We start from the raw sequence: 21,620 nt of genomic DNA on the forward strand, positions 1-21,620 counted from the left end.
TTCCCGTCATGGCCCGCCCCCCGATTGATTCGTTCCTCCACACTACCTTTGCCCAGAATGCGGCCGTATGACGATCTTGCCGATGACACGGTCGTGCGCCGCGGGCCGGAGTGGCGTTCCGGCCCGCGGCGTGCGGGGATCAGCGCGGCTCAGCCCTTGGCGCAGACGGCGCCGTTGAGCGTGAACTGTGCGGGGACGCCGTTGGTCCCGGTGGTGGAGTTGCCGTTCAGGCCGAAGTTCACGGAGCCCCCGGCGGGGATGGCGGCCGTCCACGACTCGTTGGTGACGGTCACCTGCCGGCCGCTCTGGGTCGCCTTGGCGTTCCAGATGCTGTTGATCGTCTGGTTGGCCGGGAAGGAGAAGACGAGCGTCCAGCCGTTGATCGCCGTCGTGCCGCCGTTCCTGATCGTGACGTCGGCGTTGAAGCTGCTCCCCCAGTCCGAGAGCCGGTACGCCACCGTGCACGCCGCGGGCGTCACCGACGGCGAAGGAGAGGGCGACGGAGACGGGGAGACGGAAGGGGACGGAGAGGGGGACGGGCTGTTCGAGGGGCCGGGGCCGTTCTTGGCCGCCTGCCGCTGCGAGTGGGTGCGGAAGGCCGCCAGTTCCGGGGCGCCCGCGGAGACGCCGAACTTCCCGTCCACGCTGCGGTCCTGATACCACCAGAACGCGCTGCCGTCGCCGTCGGCCGCCTCGAAGTCGGGGAACAGCGCGCCCCACCACGCGGAGCGATCGACGTTGTGGACGTTGAACTCGCCCATGAAGAAGGGCTTGCCGACGAGGTTGTGCGAGTCGGAGATCCAGGAGCGGATCAGCGCCTTGGTCTGGTCGAGGCTCAGGTTCGCCCACGACTCGGTCGGATAGGGATGGGCCGAGGTGAAGTCGACGTACGGCGACTGGTGGATGTAGACGAACGGATTGCCCTCGTCACCGCCGAAGCCGTATTTCGTGCCGTGCCCCTCCAGGCCGGTGCCCAGCAGGTGGTTGGGGTCGATCCCCTTCACGAAGGCGCCCATCTCGTCGACCCAGGCGCGCAGGGTCGTTCCGTTGACGTTCTCCGAGGCGCTCTGGTCCTGGTAGCGGGGCTCGTTCATGAGCTCCCAGGCGAAGATCGTCGGGTCGTCCTTGTATTTGGTCCCGCTGTAGTGGTTGACGCGGTTGAGCGCGTGGCTGACGTAGTTTCTTGTACGAGGTGAAGCAGCCGGGGCACCTCGTCTTGTCGAAGAACGCCGCCCGCCCCGGATGGCCGCCGGACAGGCCCTCCCACTGAAGCCGCGTGTCGATGCCGCCGTAGGCCTCCCAGTAGTTCTCGAAGACCGGGATCAGCTTGACGCCGTGCGCCTTGGCCGACTGGATGATGTAGTCGAACTGGGCGAACTCCTGCTCGTTGTAGACGCCCTTCGACTTCTCGAACCCGTGCCAGTCCTCGTGGCTGAACATCCACACCCGCAGGACCGTGACCTTGTCGGCCTGGAGGTTCGCGAAGTGCGCGTCGATGCGCGCCTTGTCCATGTACTGCGTCTCGGTGTCGCCCGAGCCGCTGCCGAACGTGAACAGGTCGTAGGTGTTCGCGCCGGCGAAGTAGAAGGTCCTGCCGTCGAGGCAGAAGTGGATCCCGCAGCGGTAGGCGAATCCGGCCGGGACGGCGGCGGCCCCGGCGCGCTGCGCCGACCCGGTGAGAACCGGCACGAGGGCGAGCAGGGCCGCGGCGATCACGGCGAGGGCGGCGGGCAGACGGCGTAAGGCAGGGGGGTGGTCCTTCACGTGCTTCTCCCTGAATCGGTTGAGCACCGGAACCAGAAGGTTGTCCGGTTGCCCCTGAGTCAAGAACTTAACCAGTTAAGTTTCAAGACCCAAACCAGGTGGATTTCCCGTACGTGATGGAGCGCTCCAAAAGGCCCGGAGGGAGGCGCGGGCCGGGGTCAGGACCGGCCCGCGCTGGCTCCTACTCGGCCCCCTACTCGGCCCGGATGTCGTCGATGTGGAAGGTGCCGGGGCTCACCCAGACGAACATGCCGCGAACGTCCTTGAGGTCCTCCGTCGTGCAGGACATCGCCGAGGTGAGGTCGATCTCCACCGTCCCCGTGCCGTCCTGGTTCTGCCAGCCCCAGGTGGACTGGCACCAGGCCCAGCCGGAGCCGGTCTGCAGCGCGACGCTGGTCGAGGTGCCCGCGGCCCCCGTCTTGATGTCGTACTTCAGCGTGCCCTTGGCCGACAGGTCGACGGGCTCGGGGAAGGCCGCGCCGAACCAGCCGCCGCCGGTCGCGTCCACCCGCAGGCCGTGCGCGCCGTCGGTGGCCCACTCGGTGGACTGCGCGACCGTGCCGGCGTCGCTCTGCCAGTTGCCGGGCGCCCAGCCCTGCACGCCGTCCTCGAAGGAGAACAGCCTGATCGCCGCGCCCGGGTCGGGCTTGACGGTCACCGTGATCGTGGCGGTGCCGGACCACCGCAGCAGGCTGTCGCGCACCCGGTAGGTCGCCGTGGCCCGGCCGCTGAAGCCCTCCGCGGGAGTGAAGGCGACCTTCCCTGACGCGTCGGCGGTGAACGTGCCGCCGGTCACGGTCACGCTCGCCTGACGGCCTGCCTTGGCCGGGTCGAGGTCGAGCGTCTCCGGCCTGATCCTGGCGAGGTACGCGATGTCGTTGGCGGTGGCATCCACCGTGATCGGCGTGCCGAAGGTCGTGACAGCGGTGTCGTCGTCGGCCACCGGCGGGAAGAGCGGCAGCCTGCCGCGGATCGTCGCCGAGGCGTTGGTGATCGTCGTGCACACCGGGCCGGGACAGTAGACGGTGAAGCCGTCGTAGTCGGGGTAGAGCGTGCCGTCGTCCTGCGTCCCCGCGATCAGCCAGTACAGGAAGCCCGCGCCGCCGCCGGACACGAACGCGTCCGTCCACTCCCTATAGACGGGGTTGCGCACGGCCTTGCTCAGCAGGCCGAACTCGCCGAGCATCACCGGCTTGCCGATCCTGCGGCCGTCGGCGAGATGCTTCTTGATCCAGGTCGTGCCCCAGGCGGCGTCCTTGCCCCATCCGTCCGGATAGAGATGCAGGGACATCAGGTCCATCTTCGGCAACCTCGCCAGCGCGACGGTGTCCACGCCCTCGCCGCAGTTGTCGGTCCAGTCCGAGCCGCCGGGGTCGGTGCAGTAGAAGCCCTCGTCACCCGCGCCCACCAGGTGCTTGGCGTCCACCGACTTGATGTGCCGGGACATCTCGTCCGCCCAGGCCGTGACGGTGGCCGTGGTGCAGCCGGGCGAGGTCGGGTAGTTGCCCGACCCCTTGCACCGGGGTTCGTTTCCCAGCTCCCAGGCCATGATCGTGGGGTCGTCCTTGTAGGCGACGCCGGTCAGCGTGTTGACCCGGTTGAGCAGGTGGCTGATCCAGCCCTTGAACCAGCCCTTGATCGTGGGGTTCGTGTAGAAGTCGTCGTGATACTGGCCCTTGGCCCAGCGGACGTACTGGTCCATGCCGCCGTAGGCGTTCCAGTTGTTGACGAACGGGACGACCAGCTTGATCCCGGACTGCCTGGCCTTCCACAGCACGTAGTCGAGGTGCTCCAGGCCGTCCGCCCCGTCGTTGTAGGCGGGTCTGGTCCCGTCCCAGTACTGGAAGTAGACGCCGTCCGCCTTGCCCTGGATGGAGTCGGACCCGTCCTGGTTGCCGATGTCCAGCGATCCCCAGTTGCGGATCACGGACAGGTCGGCGGCCTTCGCGCGGGCGAACACGTCGTCCACCATCGCGTGCGACTTGTACATCAGGTAGTAGTTGTTGCTCCCGGCGAAGCGGAACGGCTTGCCGTTCAGCACGAGGTGGGCGCCCTCGCGCTTCACGAAGCCGGAATCCCCGGTCGCGGCGCTCGCCGTGGCCGGCACGGCCGTCAGCCCCGCCAGCACGGCGGCCACCGCGACAGCCGTGCGTAATCCTCTCGGTCCTCTCATCGACACTCCTTGTGGTCGGGGAGGCCCGGGCAGGTCAGGTGCCCGGGTCGTCGTCCTGCAACAGGACGAGGGCGGCGGCGCCGAACAGCCCGGCGTCGCGGCCCAGGGAGGTCGGGTCCACTCGCAGGCGCCGCAGGAAGCCGAGCCCGGCGTTCCTCTCGATCGCCTGCCTGAGCGGGTCGAACAGGATCGGCCCCGCCGCGGCCACGCCCCCTCCGATGACGACGTGGTCGAGGTCGAACAGGGCGGACGCCGTGAGCACGGCGGTGGCCAGCGCGTCGGCCGCGCGCAGGAAGGCGAGTGTGGCGGTGGGGTGCCCGGCCCGGGCGTCGGCGGCCAGCGCCCGCGCGTCCTCGCCGGTCCAGCCGTTCGCGGCGGCCCACCGGACCATGCCGGGCCCGCTCGCGATGGTCTCGACGCAGCCGACGCCGCCGCAGGGGCACGGCTCGCCGCCGGGATCGACCGTGATGTGGCCGATGTGCCCGGCGTTGCCGGTCGGGCCGACGTACGGCACGCCGTCGAGGACGAAGCCCCCGCCGACGCCGGTGGAGACCACCATGCCGAGCATGGCCCGGCTCCGCGCCGCACCGTCCTCGCTCAGGCCGCGCCACCACTCCCCGAGCGCCATGCACTGGGCGTCGCCCGCGAGCCGTACGGGCCTGCCGGGCAGCACCTCGCCGAGCGCGTCCACCAGCGGGAACTCGCGCCAGGCGGGGATGTTCACCGGGCTGACGGTGCCCCGGCGCGGGTCGAGCGGCCCGGCCGAGCCCACCCCGATGCCGTCGAGGCGGGCGGGCGGCACGCGCTCGGTGATCCGGCCCACGACCTCCGACAGCGTCCGGTCGGCCGACCCCGGGCCGCGCAGCGGCACCTCGGCGCGGGCCAGCATCTCGCCGTCGGGAGCGACGGCCGCGGCGGCGAACTTCGTGCCGCCGATGTCCACCGCGAGGACGGTCATCGCCGCATCCCCGGCCCCTCAACCACGCTGGCTCCCGCCTCTTGCCTGACGAACGCATCACTTAACCGGATAAGGCCCGGCCAAGGTATTCGGTGCGTGACCACCACGTCAACGGCTGATCACCGACGTGATCCCTCCGCGAGCTTCAAGATCCCCAACCGCGACGAGAAAGCGCAGCCAGGCGCGGGTGACCAGCCCATCGCGGGGTACGCCGGGACGGATCGGCCGAACCGGTTCAGTGGGAAAGGTTCACCATGGATCCGCCCGGATCCGACCATGACAGGGGGTATCCATAATTCCGATGGGTTAGGTAGGGTTAACGAGTGCATTTCGACTACACCATGGCGATCGGCTCGTTCCTGGTCGCCGTCGTCGTCGGCCTGACCGGGATGGGCGGCGGCGCCCTGATGACGCCCATGCTCGTGACGTTCTTCGGCGTGCCACCCCTCGCCGCCGTCTCCAGCGACCTCGTCGCCGCCGCCGTCATGAAACCGGTGGGCAGTCTCGTGCACCTGCGCCGGGGGACGGTCAACCTGAGACTCGTCGCCTGGCTGTGCGCGGGCTCCGTGCCCGCGGCGTTCTGCGGGGTGCTCATCGCCCGCGCGCTGGGCAAGGGCGAGGCCGTGCAGCAGGTGATCCAGAAGGGCCTCGGCATCGCCCTGCTCATCGCGGCGGCGGGCCTGGCCATACGCGGCTACCTCGCGATGCGCGACCGCGCCGAGGGCCGCACCCCCGAGACCGGCCGCCGCACCGCCGCCCCCGGCGAACCCGCCGCGACCGAGATGCCCTCCGTCACCGTACGGCCGCTGCCGACCGCACTGGTGGGGGCCGTCGGCGGGCTGGTGGTCGGCATCACCTCGGTCGGCTCCGGCTCACTCATCATCGTGGCCCTGCTGGCGCTCTACCCGGCGTTGAAGGCCAACCAGCTCGTCGGGACCGACCTGGTCCAGGCCGTGCCGCTCGTCATGTCGGCCGCGCTCGGGCACCTGCTGTTCGGCGAGTTCACGCTGTCGGTCACGGTCGCGCTGCTGGTGGGCTCCATCCCCGGCGTCTACCTCGGCTCGCGGATCTCCTCGCGCGCCCCCGGCGGGCTGATCCGCCGCGTCCTGGCGTTCGTGCTGCTCGCCTCGGCGCTGAAGATGTTCGGCGTCGGCAACACCGAGACCGTCTGGGCGCTGCTCGCCGTGCTGCTGCTCGCCCCGGCCTTCTGGACGGTCCTGCGCGTGCGGTGCGGCCTGCCCGCGCTCCCCTGGAGGCGGGAGACTCAGGCCGCCGGGAGGTGACGGCGCAGGAAGTCCATGGCCAGCGCCCACGCCGCACGACCCGCCTCCGGGTTGTGGAACATCGGCGCGAAGAAGTTGTGGAAGGCGTGGCCGGCCTCCTCCTGCACGTGGACCTCCACGTTCGGCCGTCCGGCCGCCGCCTCCTCCACGACCGCCACCCTGTCACGGGTGATGTAGGGGTCCCGGCCGCCGAAGTGGAACTGGATCGGGCAGCGGATGTCGCCCAACAACTGCGGGGCGTCCGGCACGGCCGAGCCGTAGAAGGACAGCACGGCCGACAGGCCGGGCACGTCGCCGCGGGCCGCGACCGCGTAGGCCAGCGAGCCGCCGAGGCAGAAGCCGAGCGCGCCGGTCCCGCCCGTCACCTCGGGCCGCGCCGCGAGCGCGGTCAGCGCCGCGGCGCAGTCGTCCGCGGCCTTCTCCGTGTCCAGGTCCGCCGACAGCTCGAGTGAGGCCCTCAGCCCCTCCTCGTCGTGCGCGGCCGCCCAGCCGGGCCGCAGCCGCCAGAACAGGTCCGGCACGCCGACGACGTAGCCGAGCCCGGCGAGGTCGGCGGCGACCGCCCTGATGTAGTCGCTCACGCCCCAGATCTCCGGGATCAGCAGCAGCCCCGGGCCGGTCCCCCGCTCCGGAATCCACAGGCGCAGGTCGAAGCCGCCGTCCGCGACCGTCACCGTCTGCGTGCGCTCGGCCATCGGTTCCTCCCGTTCGCGCTGCCGACGGCGATCATCTCACGCCTGTAGATCGCCTCCTACAGATCGCGCAGGGCGGGGAGGAGCTCCTTCTCCGACCACTCGAAGAACTCCCGCTGGCGCTCCCGCCCGACCTGCACGAGCGCGAGGTGGGTGAAACCGGCCTCGGTGTACTGCCGCACGGCCTCGACCACGGCGCCGACGTCCGCGCCGCAGGGCACCTTCTCCGCCACGTCCTCCGGCCGTACGGTCTCGGTCGCGGCGGCGAAGTTGACCGGCGCGGGCAGCTCCGACATGACCTTCCAGCCGGCCACCGACCAGCGCCACATGCGGTGCGCCCGCTCGACCGCGGCGTCCTTGTCGGGGTCGTAGCAGACGGCCAGCTGGCCGTAGACGGGCTTGCCCTCGCCGCCGGACGCGGCGAACTTCTCCACCAGCGACCCGTCCGGGTCGGTCGCCACGAGGCCGTCGCCGAGCTCGGCCGCGATGTCCACCGACTGCTCGCCGGACGCGGCGACCGCGATGGGCACGGGCCGTTCTGGCAGGTCGAACAGCCGGGCCGAGTCGATGTCGAAGTACTCGCCGCGGTAGTTGCGGTAACCGCCCTGGAAGAGCTCCCTGATGACCTCGATGGCTTCGCGGAACATCTCGTGCCGGGTGTTGACCGGCGGCCAGCCGTGCCCCACCACGTGCTCGTTCAGGTTCTCGCCCGCCCCCACACCGAGGGTGAACCGGCCGTCGCTGAGCACTCCCATCGTGGCCGCCTTCTGCGCCACCACCGCGGGGTGGTAGCGCATGATCGGGCAGGTCACGTACGTCATCAGCGGCAGCCGTTCGGTGGCCTGCGCCGCCGCGCCCAGCACCGACCAGGCGTACGGAGAGTGGCCCATCTCCTCCAGCCACGGGAAGTAGTGGTCGGAGATGACCGCGTAGTCGAAACCCACTCGCTCGGCCGCGACCGCGTCCTCCACCAGCTCCTTCGCGGGCGTCTGCTCGCACATAAGGGTGAAACCGATCTCTGCCATAAGGCCACCCCTACCCACGGCCGCGCGCTGTCAGACCGCGCGGCGATACTGGTCGGGCCACCGCCCGGCCGCCTCCAGCTCGCGCGCCGCGTTGTTCGGCCAGTAGGGGTTTCGCAGCAGCTCACGGCCGAGCATGACCGCGTCGGCCTGCCCGGAGGCGACGATCTCCTCCGCCTGGCGCGGCTCGGTGATGAGGCCGACGGCCGACGTGGGCAGGTCGGTCTCCGCCTTCACCCGGGCCGCGAACGGCACCTGATATCCCGGCCCCACGGGGATCCTGACCTTCGGCGCGTTGCCGCCCGTCGAGACGTCGAGCAGGTCCACCCCGTGGGCGAGCAGTTCCTTGGCCAGCCGCACGGTGTCGTCGGCCGTCCAGCCCTCGCGGGGGTCCTCGGGGTTCTCGCTCAGCCAGTCGGTGGCCGAGACCCGGAAGAACACCGGCAGCTCGTCCGGCCACTCGGCGCGCACCGCGTCGACCACCTCCAGCGCGAAGCGGGCGCGGTTGGCGAAGGAGCCGCCGTACGCGTCGGTGCGCCGGTTGCTGAACGGCGAAAGGAACTCGTGGATCAGGTAGCCGTGGGCGCCGTGGATCTCCACCACCCGGAAGCCCGCCGCGAGCGCGCGGCGCGCGGCCGCCGCGAAGTCTTCCACCAGCCGCCGGATGTCCGCCTCGCTCAGCTCGTCCGGCACCGGGTGGCCTTGGTCGAACGGGATCGGGCTGGGGGCCACCGGCTGCCAGCCGTGGTCCTCGGGACCGACCGGCGCGCCGCCTCGCCAGGGGCGGTCGGTGGACGCCTTGCGCCCGGCGTGGGCGAGCTGGATGCCGGGCACCGCGCCGTGCTCGGTGAGGAAGCGGGTGATGCGGCCGAACTGTTCTTGTTGGCGCTCGTTCCACAGCCCGAGGTCGGCGGGGCTGATCCGGCCCTCGGGGGACACGGCGGTGGCCTCGACCACGATCAGCCCGGCCCCGCCCACCGCCCGGGAGCCGAGATGGGTGAGATGCCAGTCGGTGGGCACGCCCTGCCCGGGCCCCTCCACGGCCGCGCTGTACTGGCACATCGGCGTCATCCAGACACGGTTGGGAATGGTCAGGTTCCGCAGGGTCAGGGGCTCGAACAACGCGCTCACGCCGCGCTCCTCTCTCATCGGTACCCTTGTACGATAGCTGTCGTAGTACGGCATCTGTCAAACTACGAAGACCATCGTACAAGGGGAGGCCCCGTGACCCCTCAACCCCGGACCCTCGACCATCCGGACCGGTCCGAGATCCGGCTGGAGAACGTGCTGCACGCGCTGTCCGACCCCGTACGCCTCCAGGTGGTGCACTTCCTGGCCGCCGGCGGCGAGTCCTCCTGCTCGGCGATCGACCTCGCGGTCAGCAAGTCGACGACGACCCACCACTTCCGGGTGCTCCGCGAGGCGGGCGTGATCAGGCAGGTCTACCGGGGGACCGCGAAGATGAGCTCCCTGCGCCGCGAGGACCTCGACGCCCTCTTCCCCGGCCTGCTCGAGACCGTGGTCGACGCCTACGACGCCCAGCGAGCCAGGCTCTCGTAACTGCCCAAATCGAGTTGACCAGTTACCGTCTTTGCTCTACCTTTGTAACTGCCTAAGAAATTTAAGACAGTTACAACGGCGACCTGGACGGTAATGATGTTCTACGACTACTCCCTGGCCACCGAGCGCGTCACCGAGTTGCACCGCGAGGCCGACAAGGCACGCGTCGCCAGCCGCCTGGTCGCGGCCCGGCGCTGGTCACGCCTCGCGTCCTGGGCACAGCGACAGGCCCGGAGAGCGAGCCACGACCTGGGCTGACGGCCGTCACCGCGTCGGCCCGGAAGGGAAGGGCCGATGCGTACGACACGCGACAACCGCACGGCGGTGGTGAAGCCGGCCATCGCCGCCCTCATGGAGGACGCGGGCACCGGCCTCGACTACGGCACCCGGCCCGACCGCCTGCCGGGCCTGCTCACTCCCCTTGACCGCTTCTTCGTACGCAACCACGCTCCGACCCCCCGCCTCGACGCGAGAACCTGGACCCTGCGCGTCGAGGGCGGCGGCGTACGCCGCGCCGTCCGCTACACCTACGACGACCTGTGGCGCCGGTTCCCGCTCGTGTCCGTCGTCCGCACCCTTGAGTGCGCGGGCAACCGGCGCGCCCTCTTCGGCGCTGAGCACGACCACCGCTTCGGCGGGGTGCAGTGGGGCCGCGGCGCGATCGGGACCGCCGAGTGGACCGGGATCCCGCTGCGCGATCTGCTCGAACCCGCGGGCCTCACGGACGCCGCCGTCGAGGTGATGCCGGAAGGGCTCGACGAGGCGCGCGGGCGCCGCCCGATGCCCCTCGCCAAGGCCCTGGCCCCCGACACCCTGCTCGCGCTCGCCATGAACGGCGAGATCCTGCCGCCCGACCACGGCTTCCCCGCCCGTGTGGTGGTCTCCGGCTGGCTCGGCGCGGCGAGCATCAAGTGGGTGGGCCGGATCGAGGTGTCCGACCGGCCGCTGCGCGTGCCGTGGAACACCGAGGACTACGTCATCGTCGCCCCCGGCCGTCCGGCCGTGCCGATCACCTCGACTCCGGTCGCGAGCCTGGTCGAGTTGCCCTGGCCCGCGCGGCTGCACCCCGGCCCGCAGACGATCCGCGGCCGGGCGTACGCCGGGGAGAGCCGCGTGGCCGCCGTCGACTACCGGATCGACGACGGCCCCTGGCTGCCTGCCGCCCTCGACGGACCGGACCTCGCGGACGTCTGGACCCGCTGGCGGTTCCCCTGGGACCCCGCCCCCGGCGCGCACGTCGTGCGGGTGCGGGCCACCGACGAGCACGGCCGCTCCCAGCCCGACGCCACTCCCTGGAACGACCTCGGCTACTGCCACAACTCGGTGCTCCCCCACCCCGTTCTCGTGGCGTGACGGGGCTCAGGGGACGAGCACCACCTTGCCCGTGGTCGCGCGGGTCTCCAGCGCGGCGTGCGCGGCGGCGGCGTCCTTGAGCGGGAAGCTCTGCACCAGCGGGACCAGCGAGCCCGACCCCGCGGCCGCAAGCGCCCGCTCCTCCAGGCCCCGCAGGCCGCCCGGCCGCTTCAGCACCCGAGGGCCGACCGCCACCGCCGCGGTGATGCCGCGCGCGTACAGGTCCTCCGTGGTCAGCGCGGTCGGACCGCCCTGCGCGTCCGCCCAGCCGAACAGCACGATCCTGCCGCCGACGCCGAGCAATTCCAGGGTCTTGCGCCCGAGGTCCCCGCCGACGCCGTCGAGCGCCAGCGTGACCTCCCGATCGCCGAGGAACGCTCTCACCTCGTCGGGCCAGCCGGGAACCGCGTAGTCCACGGCGTGGTGTGCGCCCAGGGCGAGCACCCGGCTCACCTTGGCCGCGCCGCCCGCGAGCCCGACGACCGTGGCGCCTGCCCGCACCGCCGCCTGCACGAGCAGGTTGCCGATGCCTCCGGCCGCCGCCGTCACCACGACGACGTCGTCCGCCCGGATCTCCGCGACGTCGAGGATGCCCATGGTCGTCCGGCCGGTGCCGATCATCGCCACCGCCTCGCCGTACCCCAGGCCGTCCGGGATCTCGTGGATCGCCGAGGCGTCCCGTGCGGCCAGTTCGGCATAGCCGCCGGGAGCCATGCCGAGATGGGTCACCACCCGCCTGCCGACAAAGCCAGGATCGACCCCGGGGCCGACGGCGTCGACGACCCCGGCGACCTCGCGGCCGGGGATCGTGGGCAGGTCGGGGACGGGGATCGGGCCGCCGGCGTACTTCCCGGCCCGCAACGTGGTGTCGACCAGGTGCACCCCCGCCGCCCGTACGGCCACGCGGACCTGGCCGGGCCCGGGCTCGGGGTCCTCGACCTCCTCGTAGACGAGATTCTCGGCGGGACCAAAGGCGTGAAGTTGAATGGCATACATATGTCCCGTTATAGATCTCCGAGACACGCCCCCACATCGGACGATGGTCCTAGGTCTCACGCGGGACGATAGATGGAGTCACAGAGTTATGGCGTTCTTCGTTGGGTTTTTCCCCGGCGGCCCTTATGCTCGCACCAAGTCCTCTTTACTACCGTGAGTGAGGAGATGTTGCGTGGCTGATGACGCGCCGCCACCCGGTATCGATGCGCGCGTCCCCAATCCCGCGCGCATGTACAACTACTTTCTGGGCGGAAAGGACAACTTCGCGGCTGACCGGGAGGCCGCGGAGCGGGTGCTGAAGGTCGCGCCCGAGGCCCCCGCGCTGGCCCGCCGCAACCGCGCCTTCCTGCGCCGGGCCGTCCGTTATCTGGTGGCCGAGGCCGGGATCCGGCAGTTCGTGGACATCGGCACCGGGCTGCCGACCGAGGGCAGCGTCCACGAGGTGGCGCACGAGATGGAACCTGGCGTCCGGGTGGCGTACGTGGACAACGACCCGGTCGTGCTCGCGCACTCCCGGGCCCTGCTGTCGGGCACCACCGCCACCACCGTCACCGTGCACGGGGACCTGCGGCGCCCCGAAGAGATCCTGGCCGATCCGGAGCTGCGGTCGCTGATCGACCCCAAGGAGCCGGTCGCCGTCCTGCTCGTGGCCGTGCTGCACTTCCTCACCGACGACGACAAGCCGGCCGAGCTCGTGACCCGCCTCAGGGAGTCCGTCGCCCCGGGAAGCCACCTCGTGCTGTCCCACGTCACCGACGAGGAACGGGCCGGCGACGCCCACGAGGGGGCGGCCGTCTACCGGCAGGCCAGCACCGGTGTCACGCTGCGGAGCCGCGAGCAGATCCACGAGCTGTTCGACGGCTTCGACCTCGTCGAACCGGGCCTCGTCCCGCTCGACGACTGGCGGCCCGACGACGAGAACCTGCTCGCCCGGCAGGCCCGCCGTCACCTGCCCACGTGGTTCCTCTGCGGGGTCGGGCACACGCCCTGAAAAGGCCGTGAATATTGTGTTACGTCCTGCGTGTACTTGTTTCTTCCTTTAGGGGCAATACGCCAGGCTATGCGGCATGCTCAAGCGCACCAGGCTGTTCGGGCAGAAGACCCGAGTCACCTTCACCCTGCCCGTTGACGAGCCCTCGGGGACGGTCAGCGTGGTGGGCGACTTCAACGACTGGCTGCCCGGCCGCCACGAACTGCTGCGGCGCAGGAACGGCACCCGCACCGTGTCGGTGATCCTCCCGCCCGGCGCGCACCGGTTCCGCTACCTCGCGACGGGCGGCGTGTGGTTCGACGACGACGGCGCCGACCAGGTGGACGAGCAGGGCAGCGTGCTGCACCTCTGACCGTTTCTCCGGCCAGAAGCAGGGCAGACGGGAAGCCATGAAGGCAGTTACCTGGCACGGGAAGCGCGACGTACGGGTGGAGGAGGTCCCCGACCCGGCCATCAAGGAACCCACCGACGCGATCATCCGGGTCACCACGACCGCGATCTGCGGCTCCGACCTGCACCTGTACGAGGTGCTCGGCCCGTTCATCGGCGAGGGCGACGTCCTCGGCCACGAGCCGATGGGCATCGTCGAGGAGGTCGGCGCGGAGGTCACCCACATCTCCCCCGGCGACCGGGTCGTGATCCCGTTCAACATCTCGTGCGGCCACTGCTACATGTGCGACCGCGAGTTGTACGCCCAGTGTGAGACCACCCAGGTCCGCGAGTACGACACCGGCGCCGCTCTCTTCGGCTACACGAAGCTGTACGGCGAGGTGCCCGGCGGCCAGGCGGAATACCTGCGCGTCCCGCAGGCGCAGTTCGGGCCGATCAAGGTGCCGGACGGGCCGCCGGACGAGCGGTTCGTCTACCTCTCCGACGTGCTGCCCACCTCCTGGCAGGCCGTCGAGTGGGCCGAGGTGCCCGACGGCGGCAGCGTCGCGGTCTTCGGTCTCGGCCCGATCGGGCAGATGTCCGCCCGCATCGCCCGCCACCGCGGCTACCGGGTGATCGGTGTGGACATCGTCCCCGAACGCCTGGAGATGGCCCGGCGGCACGGCATCGAGGTGATCGACGGCAACGACACCGACAACGTGCCCGAGGCGATCCGGTCGATGACCAGGGGCCGGGGCACCGACTCGGTCATCGACGCCGTCGGCATGGAGGCGCACGGCTACACCGTGGGCAAGTTCGCCCAGACGGTCACCGGGATGCTGCCGGACAAGGCGGCCGCCGCCATGATGACCCGCGCCGGCCTCGACCGGCTCGCCGCCCTGCAAGACGCCATCGAGACCGTACGGCGCGGCGGCACGATCTCGATCAGCGGCGTGTACGGCGGGATGACCGACCCCATGCCGATGCTGCGGATGTTCGACAAGGGAGTCACGCTCAGGATGGGCCAGGCCCACGTCAAGCGGTGGGTGGACGACCTCATGCCGCTCCTGACCGGCGACGGCGATCCCCTGGGGGTCGAGGACCTGGCGACCCACCGCCTCCCGCTCGACCAGGCCCCGCACGGTTACGAGATCTTCCAGAAGAAGGAGGACGGCGCGATCAAGGTGCTGCTCAAGCCCTGACGGCCGCGGCCCGCCTGACCCGGCCGCGTACGGAGGTCCCGAGGAAGACGGCCCCGAACACCAGGCCCACGAACAGGGCGATGGAGGCCCCGGTCGCGACGTTCCACAGCGTGGAGACCCACACGCCCGCCAGCGCGCACGCGACCCCGATCGCGGCGGCGAGCGGGAACAGCGGCGCGAGCCTGTCGGTGAGCAGGCGGGCGGTCGCGGCCGGGCCCACGATCAGCGCCACGGCGAGGATCGTCCCCAGCGCGGGCACGGTGGCGACGACGGTCACCTCGACGACCGCGAGCAGCGCGAAGTCCAGCAGCACGGTGGGCAGCCCGAGCGCCGCCGCCCCCACCGGGTCGAACGCCGCGAGCAGGAGTTCCTTGCCTATCAGGGCGAGCAGGAGAAGCACGCCCACGGCGACGGCGGCGGTCGCCACCAGGTCGCCCGTGCCGACGGCGAGGACGTCGCCCACCGTGTAGGCCGCCAGGTCCTTGGTGAAGCCGTCCTGGGCCGACACCAGCACCACGCCGAGCGCGAAACCGCCCGACAGCGCGATGCCGGTGGCCGTGGTGAAGTCCTGCCCGCGGCCCCGGCCGAACGCCAGAACGGCGGCGACCACCAGCAGCCCGAACAGCCCGCCGCCGAGGTAGAGGTTCACCCCGAGCAGGGCGGCGACGACGATGCCGGGGAACGTCGCGTGCGTGAGGGCCATCGTGAAGAACGGCAGCCGCCGCGCGATCACGAAGACCCCCACCACCCCTCCCAGCGCGCCGACCAGGACGGCCTCGACCAGGGCCCGATGCACCGTGGAGTCGAGCCAGGTCACGCCGACACCTCCAAGACGGTGCGGCGGCGTGCGCGGCTCAGGCCCGCCTTCCTGCGGACGAATCCGGCGGCCTGGGCCAGGCCGTACATCACGACCAGGACGAGCACCACGGTCGCACCGGAGGCGAGCCTGACGCCGTGCCCCACCGACGCCTCGTAGCTCACGACGAGCCCCAGCCACCCGGCGGCGGCGCCGACGAGGCAGGCCAGCGGCACGATGACCGCCAGCCGGTCCGACAGGCTCCGCGCCGCCGCGGCCGGCACGATGAGCAGCGCGATCACGAGGACCGTGCCGACCGCCTTGACGGCGGCCACGACGACCAGCGCGACCGCGACGTTCAGCACGAGGTCGAGCAGGCCGACCCGCACCCCGGCCGCGCGGGCACCCTCGGGGTCGAAGGCGCGCAGCAGCAGCGGTCGCCGCAGCACCGCCAGCAACGCCACGACCAGGACCGTCACGACGGCGGTCTGCGCGAGTTGCGCCTCGGTGACCGTCAGCACCCGCCCGAACAGGAACGCGGTGAGGTCGGAGGTGAAGCCCGTCTGCCGCGACACCAGCACCACGCCGACCGCGAACAGCGTGGTCAGCAGCATGGCGAGCGCGGCGTCCTCGCTCACACGGCGGCGCTGGGTGAGCAGCGTGAGCAGGACCGCAGTGACGACCCCGGCGGCCAGCGCCCCCCAGAAGATGCCGCCGTCTCCGGCCATGAGGTGGCCGATGACCACGCCGGGGAAGACGGTGTGCGTCAGGGTGTCGCTGACGAAGGCGAGCCGGCGCAGCAGCACCAGCACGCCGACCGTGCCCGCGAGCGCGCCGAGGACGATCAGTTCGACCAGCGCGCGGGCCATGAACGGCAGGTGGAAGGGCTCGAAGAGAATCATGTCTGGGTCACGATCACGCGGTCGCCGCGCAGTTCGAGCGCGTGCCCGCCGTACGTCGCGCGCAGCCGCTCGGGCGTCAGCACGTCGCCGGTCGGGCCGAAGCCGAACTGGTGCCGGTTGAGCAGGCACACCTCGTCGCAGGCGAGGTGCGCGATGGCGAGGTCGTGCGTGCTGACGACGACGGAGGCGCCCTGCGCCTTCAGCGAGCCGATCGCCTCCAGCAGCGCGTGCTGGCTGACCGCGTCCACGCCGTTGAACGGCTCGTCGAGCAGCAGCATCCGCGGCTTGGCGGCGATGGCCCTGGCCAGCAGCACCCGCTGGCGCTGCCCGCCCGACAGCGTGCCGAACCGGTCGCGGGCCCGCCCGGCCAGCCCGACCTGCTCCAGGGCCTCGGTCACCTCGGCCCGGTCGGCGGCGGAGGGGCGGCGCAGCCAGCCGATCCGCCGGTAGCGGCCCATCATCACCACCTGCTCGACCGACACCGGGAAGTCCGGGTCGAGCGTGTCGGCCTGCGGCACGTAGGCGACGTCGCGGCGGGCCTGCGCCGGAGGCCGGCCCAGCACCTCGATCCGGCCGCGCACGACCGGCACCAGGCCGAGCAGCGCCTTGATCAGCGTGGACTTGCCCGCCCCGTTCGGGCCGATGAGCGCCACGGCCTCGCCCTCGTGGACGACGCCGTCCAACTCCTCCAGGACCGGGACGTCGCCGTAGGCCACGCTCGCCCGGTCGAGCACCAGGGTCGGCGCGCGCTCACTCATGCGGACGTCCCCCTCAACGCGTTGACGATGGTGTCGGTATTGTGCTCCTCCATCTGGAGGTAGGTCGCACCGGCCGACCCCTCGGGGCCGAGCGAGTCTCCGTACAGCGCGTCCTCGCCGGCCACGACCGTCACCCCGGCCTCACGGCCGATCGCCTCGGCGGTCTTGGGCGGCAGCGACGCCTCCGAGAAGATCGCGGCCACCCCGGTCGTCTTGATCTTGGCGACGAGGTCGGACACCTGCTTGGCGGACAGCTCGGCCGAGGTGTCGAAGCTCGGGATGATCGATCCGACGAACGTCAGCTTGTAACGGTCGAGGTAGTAACCGAAGGCGTCGTGGTTGGTGACGAGCTTGCGCCGGTCGGCGGGAACGGACTCGAGCTTCTTCGCGATCTCGCCGTCGAGCGCGTCCAGCTTCGCGTCGTACGTCGCCCGGTTGGCCTGGTAGGCCGCGGCGTCGTCCGGGTCGGCGGCGGCGAACCCCTTCTCGATCGTGGCGACCATCGTCTTGACGTTCAGCGGGTTGTGCCAGATGTGGGGATCGCCCGCCTCCTCCTCCGACCCGTCTCCCTTGCGGATTTGGATCCCCTGAGAGGCGTCGACCACCGGCCCGTCGAAACCGGCGGCCGAGATCGTCTCGTCCAGCCACTTCTCCAGGCCCACCCCGTTCTTGACGAGCACGTCGGCCTCGGAGATGGCCTGCATGTCGGCCGGGGACGGCTCGTAGTCGTGGGGATCGACGTTCGGCCTGAGCAACTGGTGGACGCTGACCCTGTCGCCGCCGACGTTGCGGGCGAAGTCGGCCACCTGCGTGGTGGTCGCCACCACCTTCAACGGCCGTGCCGGATCAGAGGCTGGATCAGAGGAGGAGGGCTTGTCCGAGCCGCCGCACCCGGCGGCGAACAGGACGATCAGTGCGGCGGACGACAGCGTACGGGCGAGCGGCGAGAGCACGACGAATCCTCAAGTCGGCATGTCAAAGTCGGTGTATCAGGGGAAACATCCCTTTCAAATGTCTCGTAAATGAAAATCATTGTCAACCTAGGACACTTCGGCGCCGGGCCCGCCCGGCCAGCACGGCCCGGGCCGTGCCCGGGTTGTCGGCGAAGACGCCGTCCACGCCGAGGTCGTAGAGCATCGTCAGCCAGCCCATCACGTCGCCGGTCGCCCGCTCGTACGCCGGCGCGGCCGGGTCGCCGCGCCGGAAGTCGGCCGGGAGCTGGGCGTTCTCGTCGCGGACGGTCCACACGTGCACGTCGAGCCCGGCCCGGTGGGCGTCCCGCACCAGCGTCGTGGGGACGAGGAGGCGGCCGTCGGGACCCGTGGGGACGACCCGCGAGGTCGCCACGCCGATGCCGTCCGCGTACGTCGCGACCTCCTCGAGCCCGGCGGGCGTGACCATCCGGTCGTACGGAGCGCCGGAGCCGCCGACGAGCTGGATCAGCGGCAGCCGGGTCTTCCCGCGCAACTCGCGCAGGTTGGCCGCTTCGAACGACTGGATGAAGACCGGGTCGTGCCGGTCGCGCCAGCCGTGCCGGCCCAGCACGTCGAGCAGCGGCTCCTCCAGCGGCAGGCCGACGGAGGAGAAATAGGTGGGGTGTTTGGTCTCGGGGTACACGCCCACGCCGTGCCGCCCGGCCAGCTCCACGACCTCGTCGAACGTCGGGATCTGGGCCAGGCCGTCGAAGGCCGCGTTGCCCGGGCGCAGGCCGGGGATGCGCTCGACGGCCCGCAGCGTGCGCAGTTCGTCGAGCGTGAAGTCCTCGGTGAACCAGCCGGTGATCGACACCCCGTCGATGGTCTTGGTGGCGCGGCGGGCGGCGAACTCGGGGTGGCTCGCCACGTCGGTGGTCCCCGAGATCTCGTTCTCGTGGCGGGCCACCAGGACGTGGTCCTTGGTGGAGACCAGGTCGGGTTCGATGTAGTCGGCCCCGAGCGCGATCGCCGTCTCGTACGACAACAGGGTGTGCTCGGGCCGCAGGGCGCTGGCGCCCCGGTGGCCGATGACGACGGGTTCTGGCTGGTGTGACACAGCGGCCACGGTATATGCATCGACATACGCGTACGGCTCCCGCGCCGGGACGCGGGAGCCGTACGGAGGACGGGGGAACCGTCAGTGCATCGTGGCCGGTCTCGTGGATCCGATCAGACCTGGCCGGCCTTCTCCAGAGCGGTGCAGCAGGTGTCGACCATCAGGCGGGTGACGACGTAGGGGTCGACGTTGGCGTTGGGGCGCCGGTCCTCGATGTAGCCCTGCTTGTCCACCTCGACCTGCCACGGGATGCGAACCGAGGCGCCGCGGTCGGACACGCCGTAACTGAACTTGTCCCACCGGGCGGTCTCGTGGTGGCCGGTGAGGCGGTCCTCGACGCCGTGGCCGTAGTTCTTGACGTGCTCCATGGCGTTGTCGGCCAGGGCCTCGCACGCGGTGATGATCGGGTCGTAGCCCTCACGCATGGCCTTGGTGGAGAAGTTAGTGTGCGCGCCCGCGCCGTTCCAGTCGCCCTTCACCGGCTTCGGGTCGAGCGTGGCGGCGACGTCGAACTCCTCGGCGGTGCGGTAGAGCAGCCAGCGGGCGACCCACATGTGGTCGCCGACCTCCAGCGGACCCGCCGGACCAACCTGGAACTCCCACTGGCCGGGCATAACCTCGGCGTTGATGCCGGAGATCTTCAGGCCGGCGGCCAGGCAGCGGTCGAGGTGCAGCTCGACGATCTCGCGGCCGAAGACCTCGTCGGCGCCGACACCGCAGTAGTAGCCACCCTGCGGGGCGGGGAAGCCGCCCAGCGGGAAGCCGAGCGGGCGGCCCTCCTTGAAGAAGGTGTACTCCTGCTCGATGCCGAACCACGACTCCTGCTCGGCGAACCGCTCGGCCACCTCGGCGAGGGGGGCGCGGGTGTTGCTGGCGTGCGGGGTCATGTCGGTGTGCAGGACCTCGCACAGGACCAGCACGTTGTCGCCGCCGCGGATCGGGTCGGGGCAGGTGAACACCGGCCTGAGCACCAGGTCGGAGGAGTGACCCGTGGCCTGGTTGGTGCTGGACCCGTCGAAGCCCCACAGCGGCGGCTCGGCGCCGTCCGCAAGGACCTTGGTCTTGGAACGAAGCTTCGCGGTCGGCTCCGTGCCGTCGATCCAGATGTACTCGGCCTTGTAGGTCACGTCGATCCCTTTCGAACGAGGCGGCCTGGCGTTTCGTCCGCCACGCTCGAGATTGCCGTTTCGGCGTTTCGTAGCTTTTGCTCATTTGTGAACACGGTGTTAACGCGGATTCTTTGCCTTGCCCTCCCAGTGACCTCATGTGACCTGAGGCACATGATCCGCGGCTGTGCGGGCAGTCAGAGGGCGTCCATGAATCGCAACCGCACAGCAACCAGCATTTGGGAGTGAGGCAGATGGTCTTATTGGGCCTGCTTCTGGTCCTGATCGCGGCGGGGGCCGTCATCGAGGTGTCGGTCAACGACACCGCGAACACCATGCCGATCACGGTCCTGGACCGCACGTTGAACCTCAGCCCGTTCGAGCTGTTCATCGCCGGCGTCGTGACCGCCGCCGTGTTCGTCGCCGGCCTGCTGCTCATCACCGGCGGCATGCGCCGTGCCGCCGTGAAGCGCCGCAGGCTGCGTGAGGCGCGCCTGGCGGAGCGGGACCGCGTGTCCCGCCTGGAGGCCGAGAAGCGCGACCTGGAGCGCCGGCTGGAGACGAACTCGACGACCACGGCGACCCCGACGACCACCCCGGCTGCGCCGGCCGCCGAGCCCGTCACCAAGCAGTATCCGAAGGTCGACCGGGACCGCGACGGCGTCGACGACCGGGCCGAGCGTCCCGCCGCACCGCACAACCGCCTCTCCGTACCCGCCCAGCAGTCGTCCCCCGACCAGCTGGTGGCGGGCGGGCGTCACGCGGCCGACGAGCGCCGCGCCTGATCCGTCCTGTCGGGGGTGACACTCGCCCGTCCGGTCATGACCGGACGGGCTCGGGGGACCGCTCGGGAAGCCGCGCCCTGCTGACGTCCCGCCTCTGCGCGCACGCCAGCTCCGCGAAGGTGATCGCGTTCCGTACGGCGGCGCCGCCGGGGTCGTTGTTGAAGTAGACGTAGGCGTCGGGCACGTCCCCCAGGCGGTCCACCCAACTGCGCAGCGCACGCCGGCCGTAGTTGGGCCAGGGTTCGGCCCCACCCTCGTGGAGGCGCAGGTAGACCCAGTCGGCCGTACGCCACAGGGGCCCGGCCGGCCGGCCGAGACGGTCCGCCCAGCACAGCGCGGCCCCGAACTCGGTCAGCAGGGCGCGGATCTCGTCGGTCCACCACGAGGCGTGCCGCGGCTCGACGGCGACCCGTACGGCACGCGGGAACCGGGCCAGGCAGCCGCGCAGCCGTACGGCGTCCACCTGCAGGGTCGGCGGCAGTTGCAGCAGGATGGGGCCCAGCTTCGGGCCGAGGCCCTCGGCCACGCCCATCAGCCGCTCGACCGGCTCCTCCGGGTCCTTCAGCCGCTTGATGTGCGTCAGGAAGCGGCTGGCCTTGACCGCCATGACGAAGTCGGGCGGCGTGCGCTCCCGCCACGACTCGAACGTCTCCCGCTTCGGCAGCCGGTAGAAGGCGTTGTTGTTCTCGACCGTGGCGAAGATCTCGCCATAGCTCTCCAGCCACAGCCTCTGGGGCACACCGCCGTAGGCAAGGTCGCGCCAGTCGGCGTACTGCCACCCAGAGGTCCCCACCAGCACGGGCATGTCCCTCCCCTACCCAGCGAACGGCATAGATCGCGGTCAGCGGGGCACGCGACGTCAAGAACGAGCAAAAACGC

The 21,620-nt window shown here is 70.9% G+C and carries 22 protein-coding genes; 8 read left to right on the forward strand and 14 right to left on the reverse strand.

The annotated features are described in order from the left end of the window. Nucleotides 1–149: 149 nt before the first annotated feature. The 3 genes from ACQEVJ_RS40925 to ACQEVJ_RS40935 all read right to left on the reverse strand — a co-directional run bounded on the left by ACQEVJ_RS40925 (nt 150) and on the right by ACQEVJ_RS40935 (nt 4,895). A complete protein-coding gene (locus tag ACQEVJ_RS40925; RefSeq protein ID WP_433110199.1) occupies nt 150–1,094 on the reverse strand; it encodes a cellulose binding domain-containing protein in 945 nt (314 codons plus the stop codon). An 863-nt stretch (nt 1,095–1,957) separates the two neighbouring features. Beyond that, the gene (locus tag ACQEVJ_RS40930; RefSeq protein WP_433110201.1) at nt 1,958–3,937 is read right to left on the reverse strand and encodes a cellulase family glycosylhydrolase; all 1,980 of its coding nucleotides are present in this window, start codon (nt 3,935–3,937) and stop codon (nt 1,958–1,960) included. A gap of 34 nt (nt 3,938–3,971) precedes the next feature. Next, a complete protein-coding gene (locus ACQEVJ_RS40935) occupies nt 3,972–4,895 on the reverse strand; it encodes an ROK family protein (RefSeq protein WP_433110203.1) in 924 nt (307 codons plus the stop codon). Nucleotides 4,896–5,236: 341 nt separating this feature from the next. Between ACQEVJ_RS40935 and ACQEVJ_RS40940 the strand changes: the two genes are divergently transcribed. Then, entirely contained in the window at nt 5,237–6,178 is a 942-nt protein-coding gene (locus ACQEVJ_RS40940) for a sulfite exporter TauE/SafE family protein (protein ID WP_433113239.1), read from the forward strand. On the opposite strand, the gene ACQEVJ_RS40945 is transcribed toward ACQEVJ_RS40940, so the two are convergent. Genes ACQEVJ_RS40945 through ACQEVJ_RS40955 form a run of 3 tightly spaced genes read right to left on the reverse strand, consistent with a single transcriptional unit; the run spans nt 6,160 to nt 9,023 of the window. Beyond that, entirely contained in the window at nt 6,160–6,873 is a 714-nt protein-coding gene (locus tag ACQEVJ_RS40945) for a dienelactone hydrolase family protein (protein ID WP_433110205.1), read from the reverse strand. The genes ACQEVJ_RS40940 and ACQEVJ_RS40945 overlap by 19 nt on opposite strands. A 56-nt stretch (nt 6,874–6,929) precedes the next feature. Beyond that, the gene (locus tag ACQEVJ_RS40950; protein ID WP_433110207.1) at nt 6,930–7,895 is read right to left on the reverse strand and encodes an LLM class F420-dependent oxidoreductase; all 966 of its coding nucleotides are present in this window, start codon (nt 7,893–7,895) and stop codon (nt 6,930–6,932) included. A 30-nt stretch (nt 7,896–7,925) separates the two neighbouring features. Beyond that, nucleotides 7,926–9,023 (reverse strand): NADH:flavin oxidoreductase/NADH oxidase, encoded by a 1,098-nt coding sequence (locus ACQEVJ_RS40955; protein ID WP_433110208.1) that lies wholly within the window; start codon nt 9,021–9,023, stop codon nt 7,926–7,928. Between the two features lie 93 nt (nt 9,024–9,116). On the opposite strand from ACQEVJ_RS40955, the gene ACQEVJ_RS40960 reads away from it, so the two are divergent. The 3 genes from ACQEVJ_RS40960 to ACQEVJ_RS40970 all read left to right on the forward strand — a co-directional run bounded on the left by ACQEVJ_RS40960 (nt 9,117) and on the right by ACQEVJ_RS40970 (nt 10,805). After that, on the forward strand, nt 9,117–9,452 hold the full coding sequence (locus tag ACQEVJ_RS40960; RefSeq protein ID WP_433110210.1) for an ArsR/SmtB family transcription factor: 336 nt from the start codon (nt 9,117–9,119) through the stop codon (nt 9,450–9,452). Nucleotides 9,453–9,545: 93 nt separating this feature from the next. Continuing rightward, entirely contained in the window at nt 9,546–9,710 is a 165-nt protein-coding gene (locus tag ACQEVJ_RS40965) for a hypothetical protein (protein WP_433110212.1), read from the forward strand. Between the two features lie 36 nt (nt 9,711–9,746). After that, nucleotides 9,747–10,805, forward strand: coding sequence for a sulfite oxidase (locus ACQEVJ_RS40970; RefSeq protein ID WP_433110214.1), 1,059 nt, complete (start codon nt 9,747–9,749; stop codon nt 10,803–10,805). 6 nt (nt 10,806–10,811) lie between these two features. Here ACQEVJ_RS40970 and ACQEVJ_RS40975 read toward each other — a convergent pair whose 3' ends face one another. Then, the gene (locus ACQEVJ_RS40975; protein WP_433110216.1) at nt 10,812–11,801 is read right to left on the reverse strand and encodes a zinc-binding dehydrogenase; all 990 of its coding nucleotides are present in this window, start codon (nt 11,799–11,801) and stop codon (nt 10,812–10,814) included. A gap of 172 nt (nt 11,802–11,973) precedes the next feature. On the opposite strand from ACQEVJ_RS40975, the gene ACQEVJ_RS40980 reads away from it, so the two are divergent. From ACQEVJ_RS40980 to ACQEVJ_RS40990, 3 genes are all read left to right on the forward strand, one after another. Then, nucleotides 11,974–12,792 (forward strand): SAM-dependent methyltransferase, encoded by an 819-nt coding sequence (locus ACQEVJ_RS40980; protein WP_433110218.1) that lies wholly within the window; start codon nt 11,974–11,976, stop codon nt 12,790–12,792. Nucleotides 12,793–12,868: 76 nt separating this feature from the next. Continuing rightward, nucleotides 12,869–13,144 carry an isoamylase early set domain-containing protein gene (locus ACQEVJ_RS40985; RefSeq protein WP_363645793.1) on the forward strand — a complete coding sequence of 92 codons (276 nt, stop codon included), beginning with the start codon at nt 12,869–12,871 and terminating at the stop codon, nt 13,142–13,144. 37 nt (nt 13,145–13,181) lie between these two features. After that, the gene (locus ACQEVJ_RS40990) at nt 13,182–14,363 is read left to right on the forward strand and encodes a zinc-dependent alcohol dehydrogenase (protein WP_433110220.1); all 1,182 of its coding nucleotides are present in this window, start codon (nt 13,182–13,184) and stop codon (nt 14,361–14,363) included. Here ACQEVJ_RS40990 and ACQEVJ_RS40995 read toward each other — a convergent pair. The 6 genes from ACQEVJ_RS40995 to glnII form a co-directional block, all read right to left on the reverse strand. Further along, a complete protein-coding gene (locus ACQEVJ_RS40995) occupies nt 14,353–15,180 on the reverse strand; it encodes a metal ABC transporter permease (RefSeq protein WP_433110222.1) in 828 nt (275 codons plus the stop codon). The genes ACQEVJ_RS40990 and ACQEVJ_RS40995 overlap by 11 nt on opposite strands. Then, nucleotides 15,177–16,061: a metal ABC transporter permease gene (locus ACQEVJ_RS41000; RefSeq protein WP_433110224.1), complete on the reverse strand. Its 885-nt coding sequence runs from the start codon at nt 16,059–16,061 to the stop codon at nt 15,177–15,179. The genes ACQEVJ_RS40995 and ACQEVJ_RS41000 overlap by 4 nt, the downstream gene beginning before the upstream one ends. Beyond that, on the reverse strand, nt 16,058–16,819 hold the full coding sequence (locus tag ACQEVJ_RS41005) for a metal ABC transporter ATP-binding protein (RefSeq protein WP_433110226.1): 762 nt from the start codon (nt 16,817–16,819) through the stop codon (nt 16,058–16,060). The genes ACQEVJ_RS41000 and ACQEVJ_RS41005 overlap by 4 nt, the downstream gene beginning before the upstream one ends. Beyond that, nucleotides 16,816–17,772 carry a metal ABC transporter substrate-binding protein gene (locus tag ACQEVJ_RS41010; RefSeq protein ID WP_433110228.1) on the reverse strand — a complete coding sequence of 319 codons (957 nt, stop codon included), beginning with the start codon at nt 17,770–17,772 and terminating at the stop codon, nt 16,816–16,818. The genes ACQEVJ_RS41005 and ACQEVJ_RS41010 overlap by 4 nt, the downstream gene beginning before the upstream one ends. An 82-nt stretch (nt 17,773–17,854) precedes the next feature. Continuing rightward, entirely contained in the window at nt 17,855–18,850 is a 996-nt protein-coding gene (locus ACQEVJ_RS41015) for a glycerophosphodiester phosphodiesterase (RefSeq protein ID WP_433110230.1), read from the reverse strand. Nucleotides 18,851–18,963: 113 nt separating this feature from the next. Beyond that, entirely contained in the window at nt 18,964–19,977 is a 1,014-nt protein-coding gene (gene glnII / locus ACQEVJ_RS41020) for a glutamine synthetase (protein ID WP_433110232.1), read from the reverse strand. A gap of 224 nt (nt 19,978–20,201) precedes the next feature. Between glnII and ACQEVJ_RS41025 the strand changes: the two genes are divergently transcribed. Next, nucleotides 20,202–20,741 carry a hypothetical protein gene (locus tag ACQEVJ_RS41025; RefSeq protein ID WP_433110234.1) on the forward strand — a complete coding sequence of 180 codons (540 nt, stop codon included), beginning with the start codon at nt 20,202–20,204 and terminating at the stop codon, nt 20,739–20,741. 34 nt (nt 20,742–20,775) lie between these two features. On the opposite strand, the gene ACQEVJ_RS41030 is transcribed toward ACQEVJ_RS41025, so the two are convergent. Further along, entirely contained in the window at nt 20,776–21,546 is a 771-nt protein-coding gene (locus ACQEVJ_RS41030; protein ID WP_433110236.1) for a DUF72 domain-containing protein, read from the reverse strand. Nucleotides 21,547–21,620 lie beyond the last annotated feature (74 nt).

This window comes from Microbispora sp. CA-102843 (assembly GCF_050936215.1).
GTDB lineage: Bacteria > Actinomycetota > Actinomycetes > Streptosporangiales > Streptosporangiaceae > Microbispora.